The 17,803-nt window shown below is 43.6% G+C and carries 15 protein-coding genes and 1 rRNA gene; 12 read left to right on the top strand and 4 right to left on the bottom strand.

Annotated features, from left to right (window positions below; all coding sequences use genetic code 11):
- Positions 1-136 precede the first annotated feature (136 nt).
- Together ABJF92_RS01565 and ABJF92_RS01560 are read right to left on the bottom strand one after the other, a co-directional pair.
- Positions 137-2,311, bottom strand: coding sequence for an esterase-like activity of phytase family protein (locus ABJF92_RS01565; RefSeq protein ID WP_446814098.1), 2,175 nt, complete (start codon positions 2,309-2,311; stop codon positions 137-139).
- 366 nt (positions 2,312-2,677) lie between these two features.
- Complete coding sequence (locus ABJF92_RS01560; protein ID WP_446814097.1) at positions 2,678-3,760, bottom strand: ABC transporter substrate-binding protein; 1,083 nt, start codon at positions 3,758-3,760, stop codon at positions 2,678-2,680.
- 116 nt (positions 3,761-3,876) lie between these two features.
- Between ABJF92_RS01560 and ABJF92_RS01555 the strand changes: the two genes are divergently transcribed.
- The 5 genes from ABJF92_RS01555 to ABJF92_RS01535 all read left to right on the top strand — a co-directional run bounded on the left by ABJF92_RS01555 (position 3,877) and on the right by ABJF92_RS01535 (position 8,553).
- Positions 3,877-4,974, top strand: coding sequence for an ABC transporter substrate-binding protein (locus ABJF92_RS01555; RefSeq protein ID WP_446814096.1), 1,098 nt, complete (start codon positions 3,877-3,879; stop codon positions 4,972-4,974).
- The gene (locus ABJF92_RS01550; RefSeq protein ID WP_446814095.1) at positions 4,974-6,029 is read left to right on the top strand and encodes a FecCD family ABC transporter permease; all 1,056 of its coding nucleotides are present in this window, start codon (positions 4,974-4,976) and stop codon (positions 6,027-6,029) included. Before ABJF92_RS01555 ends, ABJF92_RS01550 begins: the two co-directional genes overlap by 1 nt.
- 3 nt (positions 6,030-6,032) lie before the next feature.
- On the top strand, positions 6,033-6,848 hold the full coding sequence (locus tag ABJF92_RS01545) for an ABC transporter ATP-binding protein (protein WP_446814094.1): 816 nt from the start codon (positions 6,033-6,035) through the stop codon (positions 6,846-6,848).
- A 35-nt stretch (positions 6,849-6,883) separates the two neighbouring features.
- Positions 6,884-7,324 carry a plastocyanin/azurin family copper-binding protein gene (locus tag ABJF92_RS01540; protein WP_446814093.1) on the top strand — a complete coding sequence of 147 codons (441 nt, stop codon included), beginning with the start codon at positions 6,884-6,886 and terminating at the stop codon, positions 7,322-7,324.
- 74 nt (positions 7,325-7,398) lie between these two features.
- Complete coding sequence (locus tag ABJF92_RS01535; RefSeq protein WP_446814092.1) at positions 7,399-8,553, top strand: MFS transporter; 1,155 nt, start codon at positions 7,399-7,401, stop codon at positions 8,551-8,553.
- A 96-nt stretch (positions 8,554-8,649) separates the two neighbouring features.
- On the opposite strand, the gene yjeH is transcribed toward ABJF92_RS01535, so the two are convergent.
- Positions 8,650-9,882 (bottom strand): L-methionine/branched-chain amino acid transporter, encoded by a 1,233-nt coding sequence (yjeH, locus tag ABJF92_RS01530; protein WP_446814091.1) that lies wholly within the window; start codon positions 9,880-9,882, stop codon positions 8,650-8,652.
- A 201-nt stretch (positions 9,883-10,083) separates the two neighbouring features.
- On the opposite strand from yjeH, the gene ABJF92_RS01525 reads away from it, so the two are divergent.
- Positions 10,084-10,515 carry an Lrp/AsnC family transcriptional regulator gene (locus tag ABJF92_RS01525; protein WP_446814090.1) on the top strand — a complete coding sequence of 144 codons (432 nt, stop codon included), beginning with the start codon at positions 10,084-10,086 and terminating at the stop codon, positions 10,513-10,515.
- 42 nt (positions 10,516-10,557) lie between these two features.
- Here the strand turns inward: ABJF92_RS01525 and argC are convergent, their stop codons facing one another.
- Positions 10,558-11,589, bottom strand: a complete 1,032-nt coding sequence (argC, locus tag ABJF92_RS01520) for an N-acetyl-gamma-glutamyl-phosphate reductase (protein WP_446814089.1) — start codon at positions 11,587-11,589, stop codon at positions 10,558-10,560.
- Positions 11,590-11,754: 165 nt separating this feature from the next.
- On the opposite strand from argC, the gene ABJF92_RS01515 reads away from it, so the two are divergent.
- The 6 genes from ABJF92_RS01515 to ABJF92_RS01490 form a co-directional block, all read left to right on the top strand.
- On the top strand, positions 11,755-13,422 hold the full coding sequence (locus ABJF92_RS01515; protein WP_446814088.1) for a chloride channel protein: 1,668 nt from the start codon (positions 11,755-11,757) through the stop codon (positions 13,420-13,422).
- An 85-nt stretch (positions 13,423-13,507) separates the two neighbouring features.
- Positions 13,508-14,794, top strand: a complete 1,287-nt coding sequence (hemL, locus tag ABJF92_RS01510) for a glutamate-1-semialdehyde 2,1-aminomutase (RefSeq protein WP_446814087.1) — start codon at positions 13,508-13,510, stop codon at positions 14,792-14,794.
- A gap of 22 nt (positions 14,795-14,816) precedes the next feature.
- Positions 14,817-15,590 carry a CDP-diacylglycerol--serine O-phosphatidyltransferase gene (gene pssA, locus ABJF92_RS01505; RefSeq protein ID WP_446814086.1) on the top strand — a complete coding sequence of 258 codons (774 nt, stop codon included), beginning with the start codon at positions 14,817-14,819 and terminating at the stop codon, positions 15,588-15,590.
- A 126-nt stretch (positions 15,591-15,716) separates the two neighbouring features.
- Positions 15,717-16,706: a protein-methionine-sulfoxide reductase catalytic subunit MsrP gene (msrP, locus tag ABJF92_RS01500; RefSeq protein ID WP_446814085.1), complete on the top strand. Its 990-nt coding sequence runs from the start codon at positions 15,717-15,719 to the stop codon at positions 16,704-16,706.
- Between the two features lie 2 nt (positions 16,707-16,708).
- A complete protein-coding gene (locus ABJF92_RS01495) occupies positions 16,709-17,314 on the top strand; it encodes a sulfite oxidase heme-binding subunit YedZ (RefSeq protein WP_446814084.1) in 606 nt (201 codons plus the stop codon).
- A 286-nt stretch (positions 17,315-17,600) separates the two neighbouring features.
- Positions 17,601-17,803: ribosomal RNA gene (locus ABJF92_RS01490) — 16S ribosomal RNA — on the top strand; the annotation flags it as partial.

Below are 17,803 nucleotides of genomic sequence, written 5' to 3'. Positions count from 1 at the left end.
GTCATTGTACAGCAATTTCGACGATCTGTAAGGCAATAAAAATGTTGTCGTCTTTACTGATGCAGCGGCTGGTTCAAAAAAGAAAAACGGCCTCAAAGTTGAGGCCGTTATAAGTTTTTACGAATGCGCAACTAACTTAGCGAAGTGTACCAAGCTTGATGAAGTAAGTTTCACCTGTACTGTCATCAACACCGTCATTATCCGTTACGGCATAGCCTTGACTTAGGCTATCAAGGGTGAAGCCTTCAATTTTATCAACCACTATGCCATTACCCGCTTTTAGTTCTGGTAAAAAATCGTGTACCAGCGTTTTTGTCGCCAAAGGCAGTTTAGAACCAATAGCAGCAGGTTTTAATGAGCTTAGATCCACTTTGTACAAACGCTTCACTTTCGCTGCTTGCGCCAATTGGTTGTCTCTTTCCAAGATATATAACATGCCACCGTGCGCGGTAATTTCAGACAGCCCTATCCAACCTTTTTGAGCTGGTTCTAATGGATAGTAAACCGCTTGCCATGATTGGTTGCTAAGGTCGTAGCGTAATAGCTTAGTGCGATCTTTAGTATCGTCTTTCCAAGGACGTTGAATCGCTACCCATAGAGCATCGTCTACTAAAGTGATGCCTTCAGCCGCAAAACGTAGCTGATGCTTTAGGAGTTCAGCTGGGAAAGGTATGGTTTGGTCAATTTCACCGTATTCCGTGACATGGTAAATCCCATGAGGGACTTCTTTGCCAGGATGGCCTTCAGACGCTAGCCAAAAACCGCCTTTAGGGTCAACCGCAATGCCTTCTAAATCCAATTTTTCTGCTGGCATTCCTTGGCGTGTCACGGTTAATTTATGGGTGATACGAGCCGGTGTTTGGTTTGCATCGATGGTGAAAATAGCTGGCTGTGCCGAATAGAAGCTGTCATTAACCCCATAAAGCTTGCCTGGTGTTTTAATGTCAGCGGCCAAGCCCGATAACGCCCCCCAACCTATCGGTTGTCCAGAGGCATTGTTTTGCGACACTATGCTAGGGTAGCTGGCATTCTGCTTTTGCCATTGGTAAAGCATCACATGAGAGCGAGGACCGCCGTCTTCCAATAGATCTGCTTCATTAGCTGTCGCAATGATGTTGCGTTGCGGAATTGCTATGGCAGATTCTGGCGCAATACCTGAAGGCATCATTTGTACAAGTTCTGGTGCTGCACCTGTGTCACGATAAACCCCGACAATGGAACCACGCTCTGACATCACAAAAATATAGGTTTCATTGCCAAATTTAGCGACTTCTAGGCCTTCTGGCTCAGCACCTTTTTTAGCTGAACGCTTTTCAGGATAATGACCTGTTTTTACGACTTCATGCTCGAAGCTTTCCGCGCTTTCAAACAAGACATCACCTTGTTTGTTGAAAATGGTGAAGCCGCGAGCTCCGCCTTTATAGTCTCCCTCGTTTGCAATCACAAAGCGCTCATTGTCGAGCCATTTGACTGCATCGGGTTCGCGTCTCACGTCTTCTAAACTCTCATTGAAAACCAAAGCGCCATCACGTTTGGTGTCAATGTTAGAAAGGTTTACCGTGCCTGCAGAGAAGTCATTAACAACTTTTTTGCTGTCAGCGTTAATAATGATCAGATGGTTGTTTTCCTGCAGAGTGAGCACAATCTCATTAAGGTCGTTAAAAGCAACAAATTCTGGCTCGGGGTCATTCGGCGCAATCTCGGCAAGCCCGTTAAGGTCTATTTTATGAACGCTTTGGCAAATGCCAGTGTCCACATTGAAGTCGATGACCGATAGATAACCTGCAGGCTGCTGTGGTATCTCGCCATCATTTAGGTCTTCATCTCTTTCGTTCTCAATCGCCACGGCGATGTACTTGCCATCTTTTGAAACCGCGACAGAATCAGGCTGCCCACCAAGGTCGCAACGCTGTACAACTTTTTGGCTATTAAGGTCTATCACAGCTAAATAACCACTAGGTTTTACATAGCTTTCGGAAGTGTTTACACCGGCAACCACCCAGTTTGCAATACCTGCCACGGAAGTGGGTTCTCCACCTAGAGATAAGAAACCCGCAGCTTGAGGGTTTTGAGGATCTTTGATGTTAACAAAGCCGACTCCGCCTAATGGGCTATCAGAGTAAATGAGTGTATTACCATCTTCCGACGCTGTGATGATCTCCGCTGATGTCTCGGTAGCAATAGGGTTACTGCCTAGGTTTTGAGCAACAGGGAAACTAGCGACACGCTGAAAAGAATTGGCTGTGGCCGTTAGGGCTACACCTGCTAAGCAAGTGGCGACTAGAGTGCGACGAAAGTGGCTTTTAAACATTTTTTACTCCGAAATTGAATACATCTAATGATTTAACATAGGGTAATTTGATGACAGTAATGTGTTCCTACTGTTTCATTTTGATGACATGGGAAGGAGGGGGAAGAATTAATTTAACCGCATGTTTAGGATATGACTTAGATGATAGATACGGCGGCGTTAGAAATGGGAAGTAGAGTTTTTATTCATATTGTTGGCGCCAGCTGGATGCGAATTGCTGGTGTATGTTAGTTTATGGGGAAGGGGTCGTTAAAACATAGAGCACTGGATGATCATATCTCTTGGCTATTTTCTTTAATCACAGTCGTATGAAAGCTAACTATTTTTTCAGTCGATAAAGCCCCGAATGCTTCGGGGCTTTATCGTTTATAACTGTGTTGTAAAAGTACCCTGCGGGCTTACAGGTAAATACTTTTTGTAGAAATCTTGGTAAGTCTTTTCTGGATCCAAATCTTTAAAAAGCTCTGGATAAAGGGCTTTAGCATAAAACTGTATCATTGCGCTGTCTAAAATAGTTCTACAAGCCCCATGATAAGCAGAATAAATGCGATTAGTCTGTACTGCGTTTAGTGTTGACCAGCCTGTACGTTTTTTGAATCCTGCTAGGCGTTGTTTAGCGATTGCTTCATCAACACCTTGGCCCATGATCATTGAGTCGTCACTGCTGCCGGTTTCATAGCCAGTAATAAATATCACATCTGGATTAGCCGCTAGAATTTGTTCTGGATTAAGTTTTCCCCACCATTCAACATAAGGTGCTGAAATGTTGTCTCCCCCAGCCATGGTGGAAATTGCTCCCCACATATTTTTACCGAATGTATAGCCTACTTCGTTAACACCTGCGGCACCGTATTCGGTATAAATTTTGGGAGAAGGTAGGTTTGCTTTGGCAAGCCGCTGGCGTATTTGCTGATAATTATGTTCATATTCGTCAGCAATTTTTTGTGCACGTTCAGTTTGGCCTGTAATAACGCCGATTAACTGGGTGCTTTTGATATGGCGCTCTATCGTTTGAGCGTTATAATCTACGACTAAGACAGTTATTCCAGCGTCTTCTAATCGCTCAATGTCATTTCCGAGACCTTTGTATTGCCAATCTGCAAGCATTATTAGATCAGGGTCTAATGCAATTACCTTTTCAACAGAAAAGGTTTTTGTATCAACTCGGCCAATTGCAGGAATGTCATCCAAAGATGGGCGATGTTTAAGGTACATCTCCCAATTAGCTGAGCGTGCTTGCCAAATGTATTTAGACATACCGACCACATTGTCATAGGCCTTCTCTGTTCCAATCGCCATATAATCTTCGGGGTAGAAGCCTACAATGACTCGTTTTGCTGGGGCGTCAAAACTAACTTCTCTATTTAATACATCTGTTACCGTGACTTGTTCGGCATAGCAAAGAGTGGTTAAGAGTAAAGATAAAGCCATAAGGCTTTTTTTGATCATGTTTGGTTCCTTAAGTGTTTAAATTTTAATGGGATAAAAACTATCAATTTGAGTCCGAATAATATTAGAATATACCTGAGAATTGTTATCATTTGTATTATTTTTTGAGGTTTTTGATGGGTGTAAGTCATATTTTGGCCATGGTTGGTCTAATGTCTGTTTGTATTAATGGTTTTGCTCAGATTCAGGTTATTGAAGATGTTTTGGGTCGTGAAGTTGAGGTGGACGTACCTGCCGAGCGTGTCGTCCTAGGTTTTTATGCTGAAGACTATATGGCGATTGGAACAGAGAATGCCTTTGATAATGTTGTCGGTCTCTCGCTAGATACATGGAAATCTTGGCGACCTGCTAGTTGGAATTTGTATACTGACCAAAGACCGTCTTTAAAGAAAATTCCAGATGTTGGAGAAGTTGAGTCACAAACCTTTTCAGTCGAAAAAGTTCTTAGCTTGAATCCAAGTGTGGTCTTATTAGCTGATTGGCAATATAAAGGGTTGGGTATGGATGCTGATACGCTAGAAGATGCCGGTATTCCTATTGTTGTCGTTGATTACAATGCTCAAACATTAGAGAGACACTTAAAAAGTACTCGAATTATTGGCAAGCTAACAGGGCAGCAGGAGCGAGCTGAAATGATTGCCAATGAGTATGAGGAAGCCATCCGACATATTCATAATGCCGTTGCTCAAGCAGGTCTGCCTAAGCCACGCACCTATATAGAGTTTGGTAATCAAGGACCAAGTGAATACTCTTATACGTATGGTAAAAACATGTGGGGAGCCATGATTTCAAGTGCCGGAGGCGATAATATTGCAGCGCCCTTTGTCGAATGGTGGGGGCCAATTAACCCTGAACAAGTGATTTCTTCAAATCCGGAAGTCATATTGATATCAGGAACTGAAACAGGCAAAAAAACGGATGCCATGATAATGGGGCAAGGCGTTTTAAAACAAGATGCAGTGGATAGGTTGGAAGGTTTTACAAAACGCCCTGGCTGGCAAGCGCTAAAAGCCGTTAAAGATAGAAGGGTATTTGGTATATACCAAGGAGCGTCTCGAACTATTTTAGATGCGAGTATGATGCAGTTTATTGCTAAAGCAATGTACCCTTCGCTATTTAAAAATTTACAACCAGCGCAGAACTATTTGGACTTTTATAAAAAGTATTTACCGGTTGTGCCACAAGGTACTTTTGCGGTAAAAATCACTGACTGATGGCCACTACACATATTATTAATGAAGCCATAAAAGCTCAGCGAGATCATGAAAAGCGCCGTTGGGTGGTCATTGGGGGAGTGCTATTTGTTTTAGTGCTTTCCTTTATTCTCGATATTGCAACAGGCCCTTCAATGTTGAGGGTGGGAGAGGTGACCAACGCGTTATTAAGCCGAATAGGCGTCCCTATAGAAGTCTCAAGGACAACTGACGTCATTGTCACAAATTTACGTCTACCTATTGCTTTGATGGCTTTGATAGTGGGGGGCTCTCTTGGTGTGGGTGGCGCTGAAATGCAAACTCTTTTGAATAACCCAATGGCCAGTCCTTATACTTTAGGTATGGCGGCAGCTGCTGGCTTTGGTGCAGCGTTAATGTTGTATCTAGGCGGTCTTGGACTTAATGCGCAACTGGCTGTACCAATAGGGGCTTTTGTCTGTTGTATGATTTCGGCAAGTTTATTATTCGGTTTGGCAATGTTGCGGCATATTACATCTGGTCAGTTAATTCTGGCTGGTATTGCCTTACTCTTTTTGTTTCAGTCTTTGCTGTCTCTTGTTCAATTTGTGTCTTCTCCGGAGCTAAGTCAACAAATTTTGTTTTGGCTTTTTGGTAGCTTAACGAAAGCGAACTGGACTAATGTAGCGATTACTTGTGTTGTTACTGTAATTTGTGTGGCTGTTTTGCTGAGAGACTCTTGGAAGCTCACAGCGCTGCGGTTAGGAGAAGAAAGAGCGAAAAGTTTAGGTGTTAATGTTGCTCGACTAAGGTTAAAAACACTTATTATTGTGGCAATAATGACGGCGACAGCTACAAGCTTTGTCGGGATTATTGGTTTTATTGGAATTGTTGCGCCAAATATTGCCCGTATGCTGGTAGGTGAGGATCAACGATTCTTTTTGCCATTATCCTTTTTAATTGGTGCCTTTCTATTATCCAGTGCCTCTGTATTGTCTAAAACAATCGTACCAGGAGCGCTTTTTCCCATAGGTATTGTGACAGCGATTATTGGCGTGCCATTTTTCTTTTGGCTCATTATTAATAAGAGACGGTAGTTTATGTTAGAAGTTAGTAACCTTTCTTTAGCATTTGGTGATTTGGTGCTTGCCGATGACATGAGTTTCCGACTGAACACAGGGCAAACCCATGTCATTATTGGCCCTAATGGCACAGGTAAAAGTTCCCTGCTAAAAACACTGTTTGGCGACATTCGTCCGCAGAAAGGGAGCATTCAGTTTTCTGGTGAAGTTTTCAATGTAAAAAATGTCACCCAATGGCGTAGGCAATTTGGCTATATGCCACAAGACATTCGTCTGGATGTCGGGTTGAGTGTTTTAGAAGTTGTGCTGCTTGGTCAGTTAAATGCTTTATCACTTAAATTGGGTGATTCTTTACTTGAGGAAGCATTATTTGCTCTGGAGCAAATAGGTTTGGTTTCTTTAGCAAATCAAGATGTGCGGACGCTGAGTGGTGGGCAATGTCAGATGGTATTGTTTGCCCAAGCTTTGATGAGAAAGCCGAAAATTCTAATGTTAGATGAACCTGTAAGTGCATTGGATCTTCACTTTCAACAAGTTATGTTGAACCACCTTGATCAGCAAACCAAAGCAAATGGTTGGGTGTCCTTGATGATACTACACGATTTAAATTTAGCTGCTCAATATGCAGATAACTTGTTAGTGCTGAAAGGAGGTCGTTTAGTGGCGCAAGGAGCACCGGCAGATATTTTGACGCCTCAGTTGATTAAAGACGTATATGGGGTAAATGTAGATATAGAATTCGATGGGGGCGGTGTCCCTTTTGTTCGCACTCATCGATTTTCAGGTCAAGCTGGTATTCATAGTAATACCAGTCAAATAAAAGCTGTTAGTTGAAAGCAAAATATAAAGCCGTTAGTTGAAAGCAAAATATGTTGTATAAGATTTTTAATTTAGGAATAGCGTTCTGTTTGCTTGTTTCTACCGAAGCATTTTCGAAAGACTGGCAGGTCAATATGCTTAATTATGGTGAAGCCGGTTCTATGGTGTTTGAACCCGCGTACATTGAAGCCAAGCTAGGGGATAGCGTAACTTTTATCCCCGCTCAATCGGGGCATAACGCAAAATCTTACTTGGTACCTGAAGGTGACAAAGGATGGGCTTCACAGTTGAATGAAGAGTTTACGCTATCTCTCAACCATGAAGGTGTGCATTTATTTTATTGCCCCCCGCATTTAATGATGGGCATGGTTGGCTTGATTAAGGTAGGAGCAACTTACAATAAATCTCTTTTGGAAAAGCAATACCCAAGATTGAGATCGAAAATAGTGCTCAATCCAGAGCGCGCTGACGCTATTTTAGAGAATTTATAAGTTACTTCAATACGATGACATTTCGAAATACTTTAGAAGAATGGCGTAACTTGTCAGCAGCTAGCCGAGTGCTGGTGATTAATGGTTTTACCTTTAATCTTGGCTTTTATATGTTGCTCCCTTATTTAGCTGATCACTTGCAGCATACTCTGGGGATGACTCCTTGGCATGTGGGTTTAGTGATCGGTTTACGGGTATTGAGTCAACAGGGGATGTTTTTGGTAGGAGGGACGTTAGGGGATTATCTCGGCTACAAACGCTTAATTTTGTTAGGGTGTTTAGTGCGTGTAGGCGGTTTTTTAGCGCTGGGGATTGCTTCCAGTCTACCTTTAATATTAATTGGAGCCTTCCTTACGGGATTTGCAGGTGCCTTATTTACACCTTCTAGTAACGCCTATTTAGCTAATGAAGCCTCAGATCAAGTTTCCCGAGATCGTATTTTTTCAATGCAGAATTGGACGAGTGAAGCAGGAATGTTTCTTGGTCCGCTGCTTGGTATAGCGCTCTTTCACTTAAGTTTTGTATGGGTTGGCATATCAGCTGCTGGTCTCTTTCTGATGCTGTTTTTGATTCAGTGGCGTTACTTGCCAGAGTTAATTGGGCAGGAGAAAAGGCAAGGCAAGAAAGCTTTCTTTTGGAAGCAATGGTTAAGTATGTTGTCTAATCGAAATTTTGTTATGTTTGTTTTGTTTGCTTGTAGCTTCCACCTATTTTTTCATCAATTATATCTGGCGCTCCCAAATCAGGTGCGGTCTAGTGGTTACTCTGCCGAAGTTATTACATGGGTATTTATTACTTCTTCCGTGTTAGCTATTAGCATGCAGTTACCAATCTCACGCTGGATCGCAAAGACAATAGGCAATGCTCACGCCATGCGTGCAGGCATGATACTGATGGGCTTTTCATTTCTGTTTTTTACGTTTCGCATAGAAATGTTGTCTTGGGGTAACTTTCTGTTATTTGCCACCTGTTTCAGCTTTGGCTCTATGATGTTACTACCTTTATTGGGATCGCATGTCCCAAAGTTTTGCCCTAAATCTGAGTTGGGAAGCTACTATGGCTTATATTCTTGTGTTGGAGGTGTTGCTGCCTTTTTAGGGAACTTTATAGTTGGTTGGCTTTTATCTAGTGATGGTGTTGACGCTCAATGGATTTGGGTGGCATTTGCCGTCATTGGTGTTTTAGCTGGTCAAGGTATTTATCGTCAGGTTCATGCCATTCAGTCGTGATAGAGTAATTTGATTGCACATTTTTAATGTGTAGGGTGGCAGGTTGGTTTTGATAGGCGATTCTAATCACCTATCAAAAAAGATTATAGCTGCTCTTTAGGGCACGGTATGAGTACACTTTTTGCGTGTTATATAGTTGACCTTTAACTTTTCATAACACAACGCAGTGATCATAATGGCGATCGCAAAAAGCATATTCATGCCGATAAAGAACGCCATGGCAAGGCAGCTTACTAGGGCTAACACGGCAAGCACTTTAAGTGTGTTGTTCACCAATCTAAAAGCCGCAATGCAGGTGAGGGCGTAGATCAATAAAAAGTTGCTATTGGTCATTTCGATAAACCAAGCCATTTTCCAGCCAGACAATTCAGAAAAGACGATTGATAAAAGTACAATGGAACATACCAGTAACACGGCATTGATAGGTGTGCCTTGTGGAGAGAGCTGCGCAAATTTATGAGGCAGCGCATTTTGGGTAGCTAAGGACTGAACCATCCGCGCGAAGCCTAAAATGTAGATGGCAACGTTAGCGAAAGCGATAATGTAAGCGCCTGCTGCAAAGAGCTTGCTACCAGTCTCCCCGACTAATTTATTGACCAGTATGGCGAGAGACTGGCTATTGGTTAATTCATCACCGTAAGTGTGGTGGTAGGCAATCAGTAATACCAAACTAAGATACGCCAGAATGACCAATGTGATACCGCCTAATAGAGCGATAGGAAAGTCTCGCGCAGGGTTCTTAAATTCTGCGCCCATATGTGCCATAACTTCTATACCGAGAAAACACCAGAATATGACCCCGGTTGCATATAAGGTTGTTTGCCAATCCGAGGAACTTTCTGGGGTGGCGATTACGCTCACACTACCGCCAATGTCGGCAATGACACACAGCCAGATAATGGTCAATATCATGACGATGACAACACCTGTCTGAAAGCGTGCTGACGCTTGAATGCCCGCTACGGAAAATAGCGTTAGCGCAATAATGGTGATCAGGCTTAGTACCAGCAAGCTGATTTCTGGAATATCTATGATGATACCTAGGTAGGCCGCTGCGACCTTTACGGCGACCGCTGGTCCGAATAGCAAAATACTCAGGAAAAGCCAGCCGACGGCTTTTTCATAATGTGCTCCAAATGCCTTACCAATATAGTGGGAAGCACCGCCAGCAGAAGGATACTTTGCGCCTAAGAAAGCAAAGATAAAGGCGATAGGAATCACCATGGCGGCGGTGATGAGCCAAGCATAAAAGGCAAAAGAGCCTGCTTGAGTGACAGATATGGCGGGTAAGATCATCAATCCTGTTCCAATAAAGGTAGTGACCGTCATTGCCATACCCTGGAGTGGGCCAAGTGTTCTTTGATATTGCATTGGATGTCCTTGAAAAATAGACAAAAAGAGCTGTTAAATGAATGATGAAAGGATATGATGAAAAGCATTTTTATGGGCTAAGCAAAGTGTCGTCATTACCTCGCAAACTGTCGGATGTTTCGTCAAGTTGTTAGGTTCTAGTGATAAGTAGGACTCAATATGGCTTTAGATCGTTATGACCAACAGATTTTAGCGTTGTTGGTTAAAGATGCTCGTTTGTCTGTATCGGACATTAGTCGACAGATAAACTTGTCTCGCTCCTCAGTATCCGATCGGATCAAGCGTCTGGAAGAGCAGGGGATCATCACGGGGTATCATGCCCATACGGCGGTTTCAAAAGAAGAGGGCGTGGAGGCTTATTTGGCTTTGACGTTCCGTCCGTTATCTTGCGATCTCGTCGTGCCTATGGTGGAAAGTATCCCAGAAGTAAAGCTTGCCCACTCCATCAGTGGTGACGTGGATTTATTACTGCTTGTACAAGCGCCAACCATGAAACGCTTAAATGAAATTCGTGAAGAGATTGAGACGTGGCCAAATTTACATAAAGTCATGACTCATATGTGCTTAACAAAACGAGTTGACAGAATTTAGCTAGGCGCCCTGAACGAGAAGAGCGCCTAACGAGAGCGGCTGTTACGGCATCATACCTAACGCTGTTAAGCCTTGATTTTCAGCTAGACCCAGCATTAGGTTCATGTTCTGGATAGCCTGGCCTGAAGCGCCTTTCACTAAGTTGTCGATTACCGATAACACTACCACTTTATCACCACCTTGAGGGCGATATACCGCGATACGACAGAAGTTCGCGCCTTTCGTACTGCGTGTTTCTGGCAAGCTGCCTGCTGGCATCACATCTACGAAGAAATCATCTTTATAGCGTTCTTCGAATAAGTTCTGAAGATCTACTGAAGTATCCACTAAGGTTGCGTACATAGTGGAATGAATCCCACGAATCATCGGAACTAGGTGTGGAACGAAAGTTAAGCCAATGTCTTGATCACTCACTAGCTGCAAACCTTGTTTTATCTCAGGTAAATGACGATGTCCTGCCACCCCGTACGATTTAAAGCTTTCACTGGACTCACATAATAGAGAGCCAATGTTGGCACCACGACCCGCACCACTAACGCCGGATTTTGCATCAACAATAAGATGTGCTGGATCTACCAATCCTGCTTCTAATAGTGGAATTAGACCAAGTTGCGTCGCCGTTGGGTAACAACCAGGGTTCGCGACAAGTTGTGCGCTCTTGATCGCTTCGCGGTTTATTTCAGGTAAACCATAAACTGCCTTGGCAACGTAATCTGGCGTTCTATGCTCCATGCCGTACCATTTAGACCACTCAAGGGTATCCTTGATACGAAAATCTGCCCCTAAATCGACAACCTTGATGCCGCGATCAATCAATTCTGGAACTTGGTCCATGGCAACGCCGTGCGGCGTAGCAAAAAAGACTAGGTCACATTTTGCCAATTCATCAATACTTGGGGTAGTGAAGCGTAGGTCATAGTGGCCGCGTAAACTAGGGTAGATGTCAGAAACCAGTTTGCCTTCTTCACTGCGTGAAGTGATGGCACTTACTTCCACTTCAGGATGATTGGCGAGAAGTCTTAATAACTCGGCACCGGTATAACCCGTTCCACCTACGATTCCTATTTTATACACGTGTCTTTTCCTACTGTTTTTACCGAAAAAATGGTAATTTTGAATTTAAATGTGATGGAATGAATAGTGCCCGAATTTTGGCTTTGTTGAAAGTGAGGTGTAAGCCTGAAAGGATTAAATTTAAAAGAAAAGTGGCAATCTAAAACTCAGCCCCATAGCGATCTGATGATTTTGTCGGTTTTAGGTGCAGTATGTGGCGTACTCAGTGGCTTAGTCATGGCGCTGTTTTATATATTGATTTATCTACCGTTAGAACCTTTGATGAATGGTGGTATTGATGATTTCGAATCCTTACCAGTCGAAGTTAGAGTCGCTCTGCCTATACTGGCTTGTTTATTATTGGCTGGACTTTTTTCATTCTTACCTAAAAAACACAGTAAAGTCGGCATACCCTTTGTAATTGAGAGATTGAACTATCATCAGGGCAGCTTGCCGTGGCGTAATGCGGTAGTGCAGTTTGTCTCGGCGGTGATCGCTTTGGTCGGCGGTTTGTCGGTCGGAAAAGAAGGTCCAACGGTGCATATTGGTGCATCTCTAGGCGCAGGCTTTGCTCAGCGTAGTAAATTGTCTCAGTACAGTGTCGAGACGCTTATTGCTTGTGGTGTAGCGGGTGGAATCGCTGCCTGTTTCCATACCCCTTTAGCAGGTGTTCTATTCGCGCTTGAAGTCATCTTCTTAGAGTATCGAATGCGTTATGTACTGCCCATTCTCCTTTCAGCCGTCATCGCAACACACGTGAGTCGTTATCTAATCGGACCTATTGAGGTCTTTGATGTGGGTAATATCACTCTGTCTTTTATCACCACAGACTCGGTGTTTGCTTGTTTAGCATTAGTTCTTTTTATCGTGGTTTTAGCCTGTACTTTTTTTCAATTACAGCGACATCTGTGGAAACTTGAGTTCATTTCCGTTCACTGGCGATATTCGGTCGTCGCTTTCATTACGGTGGCCGTCGCCATCTATTTACCCCAAGCAATGGGCAGTAGTTTCGATTCGTTTTCTCAGTTGTTGCATGGCGAGGCGATTGGCTATTCTCTGTTGGCACTCATCTTAGTAAAGGTATTACTTAGTGCTTTTAGCCTAGGATTAGGTATTCCCGGTGGCATGATAGGCCCAACTTTTATGATTGGAGGGTTAGCTGGAGTTCAAGTTGCCTTATGGTTTGATATGACAGGCAGTAATATTGCGCTGTTTGCTTTGTTGGGAATGGCCGCCATGATGGCTACTTGCTTTCAGGCACCATTAACGGCTTTGCTCGCCATGATAGAAATGACCCATTCGTCTGAGGTGATTGCCCCAGCCTTGTTTGTTATCGTGCTGTCTTGTTTGGTCGCTAAAACCTTACTGGGTCAAGAGTCGATTTTCATTGAAAGGCTTGAGCACATGGGGGTTGCATCAAGTATTAGTGCCTTCCAGCGCCACTTACGTCGTCAAAAGGTCGCTCCTGTGGCGGACCCTATAGAGGTGATTTCCCATTTATTGCCAATTGAGCAAGTGAAGGATTTTGCTGGGAGTATGCTAGACTATGCAGTGTTTGAGCACAGAGGTCGTTGGTACTTACTGGATTGCAGGGTGGTTTTAAATCTTTTACAGACATTAAATGATGGCCCTCAACCTTGGTTAGTTGCTCAAGCAGATAAAAATTGCATTGATATTATGTTGGCGCTAGATTGCCAGCCATTGGTTTGTTTAGAGGAGCCTGACTCCCTAGAAACCCTGCTGAGTTGGTTTCAAACCACTAAGAATACTAATGTTTTGGTGCACTTACCTGACGGAACTTATTGTCTGGTGCGCCGTAATCGGTTGGACGAGTTCTTATTGAAAGAAGATTAAGCGCCAATCGGGACGTGTTACGTCTTTATCGGATAGGTGTTTGTATCCCTATCCATGTTTTAAATTTTTATGGATCAATATCACTATGAGTCGTTCTGAAGAACTTTATGCCCGTGCCCAACACCGTATCCCCGGTGGTGTTAACTCTCCTGTTCGTGCTTTTAATGGTGTCGGTGGCACACCAGTATTTTTTCAACAAGGCTTAGGCGCTTATTTATTTGACGAAGATAAGCAGCGTTATATTGATTATGTAGGTTCTTGGGGACCAATGATTCTTGGTCATTCTCATCCGGATGTTTTAAACGCTGTTCGTGAGCAGTTAGATTTAGGCCTGAGCTTTGGTGCGCCTACCGAGATTGAGATCACTATGGCCGAAAAAGTCTGCGAGCTTGTCCCTTCTATGGACATGGTACGCATGGTGAATTCAGGTACAGAAGCTACGATGAGCGCCATTCGTTTGGCTCGTGGTTACACTGGTCGTGATAAAATTGTGAAGTTTGAAGGTTGTTACCACGGCCATTCTGACTCTTTATTAGTGAAAGCAGGTTCAGGGGCTTTAACTCTTGGTGTGCCAAACTCCCCTGGTGTGCCAACGGACCTCGCGCAACATACCGTTACCTTGCAATACAATGATATTGAAGGTGTTAAACAATGCTTCGCAGACATCGGCGACCAAATTGCTTGTATTATCGTAGAGCCAGTTGCCGGCAACATGAACTGTATTTTGCCGGAGACGGGGTTCTTAGAGACCTTACGTGAAGCGTGTGATGAGTCTGGCGCAGTACTCATATTTGATGAAGTCATGACAGGTTTTCGTGTTGCTCTAGGTGGTGCGCAAGAATATTTTGGCATTACGCCAGATTTGACGACATTGGGTAAAGTTATTGGTGCTGGTATGCCGGTAGGGGCCTTTGGCGGCAAACGTGAGATCATGTCACATATTTCTCCACTAGGTCCTGTTTATCAAGCGGGGACTTTATCAGGTAACCCTGTAGCCATGGTGGCAGGCTTGGCTGTGCTGAATAACATCAGCGCTCAAGGCTTTCATCAACAACTCGCTGAAAAAGCTAAGCGCTTGGTGACAGGATTAAAAGCGGCGGCGGATGAAGCGGGCGTGCCTTTCTGTGTCGTCAGTGTTGGCGGTATGTTTGGCTTCTTCTTTACTGAAGCGGACAAAGTAAGTCGTTTTAGTGACGTGCAAGAATGTGATTTGAAACAATTTCAAGCCTTCTATCATTATATGCTGGAAGAAGGCGTATACTTTGCACCTGCGGCATTTGAGGCTGGGTTTATTTCACAGGCCCACACGATTGAAGATATCGATTTTACGATAGCCGCCGCAAAACGAGCATTTAAAAAATTGGTCGTTTGATTCAAATAATTAAGGTAATGATATGTCAGTACACGAAAAAGAAAGCGCGTCAGCAGAAGATGCCGCGGTTGAGTCAAGCTGTGAAGACGCCATTAAGAAACCTCGCAGGGAAGTATATTTGCTGCCAAACCTATTTACGACTGCAGCACTTTTCTCTGGTTTTTACTCCATTATAGCGGCAATGAATGGTGAGTTCTCGAATGCCTCAGTAGCGATTTTTATCTCTATGGTATTTGATGGTTTGGATGGACGTGTTGCCCGCATGACGAGAACACAAAGTGCATTTGGTGCCGAATACGATTCTCTTGCTGATATGGTATCGTTCGGTATTGCACCTGCGTTAGTTGTCTTCACGTGGTCTTTAGCGCCTTTAGGAAAAGTTGGTTGGATTGCCGCCTTTATCTATGCTGTTGGGGCCGCGTTACGATTAGCTCGGTTTAACACCATGGTAGGAATTGAAGAAAAACGCTACTTTACAGGTTTGCCAAGTCCTGCCGCTGCTGCGATTGTCGCAGGTGTTATTTGGGCGGCCAATGATAAGGGCGTTTCAGGTGAGGCGCTGTCTACTATCATGGCTCTGCTTGTGCCGATTGTTGGCTTGCTAATGGTCAGTAATGTCAAATATCGCAGTTTCAAAGACTTGAACCTAAAGGGGCGAGTGCCTTTTGTTGTTCTGCTTATCGCGGTTTTATCCTTAGTACTAATCGCTCTTGAACCCGCGTTAGTTCTGATGGGGGTGTTTTGTCTATACGGTCTTTGGGGATTGCTTGGAATCGTATCAAAACGTTTCCGATAGATTTTAAAAAGGTCACAATCAGCCCCCATTAGGAAGCCTCATTGATAAAGAGGCCTCCTAATGGGGGCTTTTTTTTGAACTAGTTAGACTAGCTTATGTCTACTTATTAAACATAGGAGGTCTAACATGTTAATTCGTCAAAAACGTCGTTCAGATTGTGCTGAGCATGAAGTCACCGATGAGTCCGTTTATTTAAATCGCCGCCAGTTTATGAAGGCCTCTAGTGGTTTGGCTTTAGGTTCCGGATTAATCGGAAACGCTATGGCAGCGGTGCAATCAGGTAATGGCCTGCAACCTCACGCAAATATTGCCAATGCATTTAGCTCGATCAAGGAAACTGCTTATGGTGCTGGGGAAACTGTCGCGCCGTTTGATGTGGCGACTACTTATAATAACTTCTATGAATTTGGTTATGGTAAAGGGGATCCAGAGGAGCGAGCGGCAAGTTTAAAAACCACTCCATGGACGATCACGGTAGAAGGTGAAGCCGAGAAAACTGGCGAATTTGATCTAGACGACATTATTAACATGTCGGTACTAGAGGAGCGTATTTATCGCCTGCGTTGTGTCGAAGCTTGGTCGATGGTCATTCCTTGGGTTGGTGTGTCATTAGGTGATGTTCTGAAACAATTTAAACCTACCTCAAAAGCTAAATATGTGTACTTCGAAACGCTTTATGACCCTAAGCAAATGCCTGGACAGAATGGTGGCGGCATTGAGTGGCCTTATCGAGAGGGATTAAGAATAGACGAAGCAATGCACCCGCTAGCGATGTTTGCTGTGGGAATGTATGGCAGTGTCCTACCTAATCAAAATGGGGCGCCGGTTAGACTTGTTTTACCGTGGAAATATGGTTTCAAAAGCATCAAGTCTATTGTGAAGGTTCGTTTTGTTGAACATATGCCTAAAACCACTTGGAGCATGTTGGCACCAAGCGAGTACGGCTTTTATGCAAACGTAAATCCACAGGTTGATCATCCACGGTGGTCTCAAGGTCAAGAAAGACGTTTGCCGGGTGGCATCGTTTTCCCCAATGTTATAAAAACCGACATGTTTAATGGTTACGATGAAGTCGCAGGACTGTATTCGGGAATGGATTTAAAAAGGAACTATTAAGCGTGGCAAAGTTTTGGGATAGGAAAGAGAAACCTTTTGTATTAGTCGTGTTTTTATTGCCATTGGCATGGATGGTGTATTCACTATTTACTGGGCGTTACTTTCCTGACCCTGCTGAACCTCTTATGACATTAAGTGGTGTTTGGGCCTGTGTTGCCATGGTTGGTGTGCTCTTAATTACACCAATGGTTAAAAATACTCAATTTAAGTTCTTAAATAGATACCGCCGTTTTGTTGGTCTAAGCGCTTTCTTTTATGCATTGCTCCATTTACTGATATATCTAGTCTTTCATGCAGGTCTGAGTTGGCAGTGGATTATCCAAGATGTATTGCAGCGCCCCTATATCTATATCGGTTTATTTGCCTTTGTCATTTTGCTTTTGTTGGCAATGACGAGCACCAAAAAAATGATGAAGCGTCTTGGTGTGAATTGGAAGAAATTGCATCAATATGTCTACTTCGCAGGCTTAGCCATCGTTGCTCATTTATGGTGGCAAGTGAAAAGCGATATCACGATTGCTTTATGGGTAAGTGCCTTCCTAGCGCCTCTTCTTTTAATGCGTATTAAACAATTTCCTTTGTTTAAAAACTTTTTTACAAAAAGTTAAAAAACTACTTGCACTAAATCTGTAGATCCTTAATATACGCCCTCGCTGACACGGACAGGGCTTCACTCTGACATAGAGACGAAGTGGCTTAAGTGGTACGGCAACGCTCTTTAAAATAGATAATCAGATAATTTGTGTGGGCGCTCGCTGGAGACTTCAGAAGATCGACTTACTAACTTCGGTTAGTGGTTGATCAAAAAAATTGAAGTCTTACGAGACGTCAAACACGTCAATTCGCTTTATAAGTAAATTGTTAGTGTTTCGATACTTGAGTAAGCAAGCTTTTTAACTGAAGAGTTTGATCATGGCTCAGATTGAACGCTGGCGGCAGGCTTAACACATGCAAGTCGAGCGGAAACGATGATAGCTTGCTATCAGGCGTCGAGCGGCGGACGGGTGAGTAACGCGTAGGAATCTGCCTAGTAGAGGGGGACAACATGTGGAAACGCATGCTAATACCGCATACGCCCTACGGGGGAAAGGAGGGGA

Origin of the sequence: Marinomonas sp., from assembly GCF_039940335.1 — a bacterium.
In the GTDB taxonomy this organism is placed as follows: domain Bacteria; phylum Pseudomonadota; class Gammaproteobacteria; order Pseudomonadales; family Marinomonadaceae; genus Marinomonas.
Note: the sequence above shows the minus strand (reverse complement) of the source record. Positions and strands in the feature narration are given on the sequence as shown.

Coding starts and splice junctions, on each gene's coding strand:
- ABJF92_RS01565 (WP_446814098.1), bottom strand. CDS start 2,311: ATGTTTAAAAGCCACTTTCGTCGCACTCTAGTCGCCACTTGCTTAGCA.
- ABJF92_RS01560 (WP_446814097.1), bottom strand. CDS start 3,760: ATGATCAAAAAAAGCCTTATGGCTTTATCTTTACTCTTAACCACTCTT.
- ABJF92_RS01555 (WP_446814096.1), top strand. CDS start 3,877: ATGGGTGTAAGTCATATTTTGGCCATGGTTGGTCTAATGTCTGTTTGT.
- ABJF92_RS01550 (WP_446814095.1), top strand. CDS start 4,974: ATGGCCACTACACATATTATTAATGAAGCCATAAAAGCTCAGCGAGAT.
- ABJF92_RS01545 (WP_446814094.1), top strand. CDS start 6,033: ATGTTAGAAGTTAGTAACCTTTCTTTAGCATTTGGTGATTTGGTGCTT.
- ABJF92_RS01540 (WP_446814093.1), top strand. CDS start 6,884: ATGTTGTATAAGATTTTTAATTTAGGAATAGCGTTCTGTTTGCTTGTT.
- yjeH (WP_446814091.1), bottom strand. CDS start 9,882: ATGACGGTCACTACCTTTATTGGAACAGGATTGATGATCTTACCCGCC.
- ABJF92_RS01525 (WP_446814090.1), top strand. CDS start 10,084: ATGGCTTTAGATCGTTATGACCAACAGATTTTAGCGTTGTTGGTTAAA.
- ABJF92_RS01515 (WP_446814088.1), top strand. CDS start 11,755: ATGATTTTGTCGGTTTTAGGTGCAGTATGTGGCGTACTCAGTGGCTTA.
- hemL (WP_446814087.1), top strand. CDS start 13,508: ATGAGTCGTTCTGAAGAACTTTATGCCCGTGCCCAACACCGTATCCCC.
- pssA (WP_446814086.1), top strand. CDS start 14,817: ATGTCAGTACACGAAAAAGAAAGCGCGTCAGCAGAAGATGCCGCGGTT.
- msrP (WP_446814085.1), top strand. CDS start 15,717: ATGTTAATTCGTCAAAAACGTCGTTCAGATTGTGCTGAGCATGAAGTC.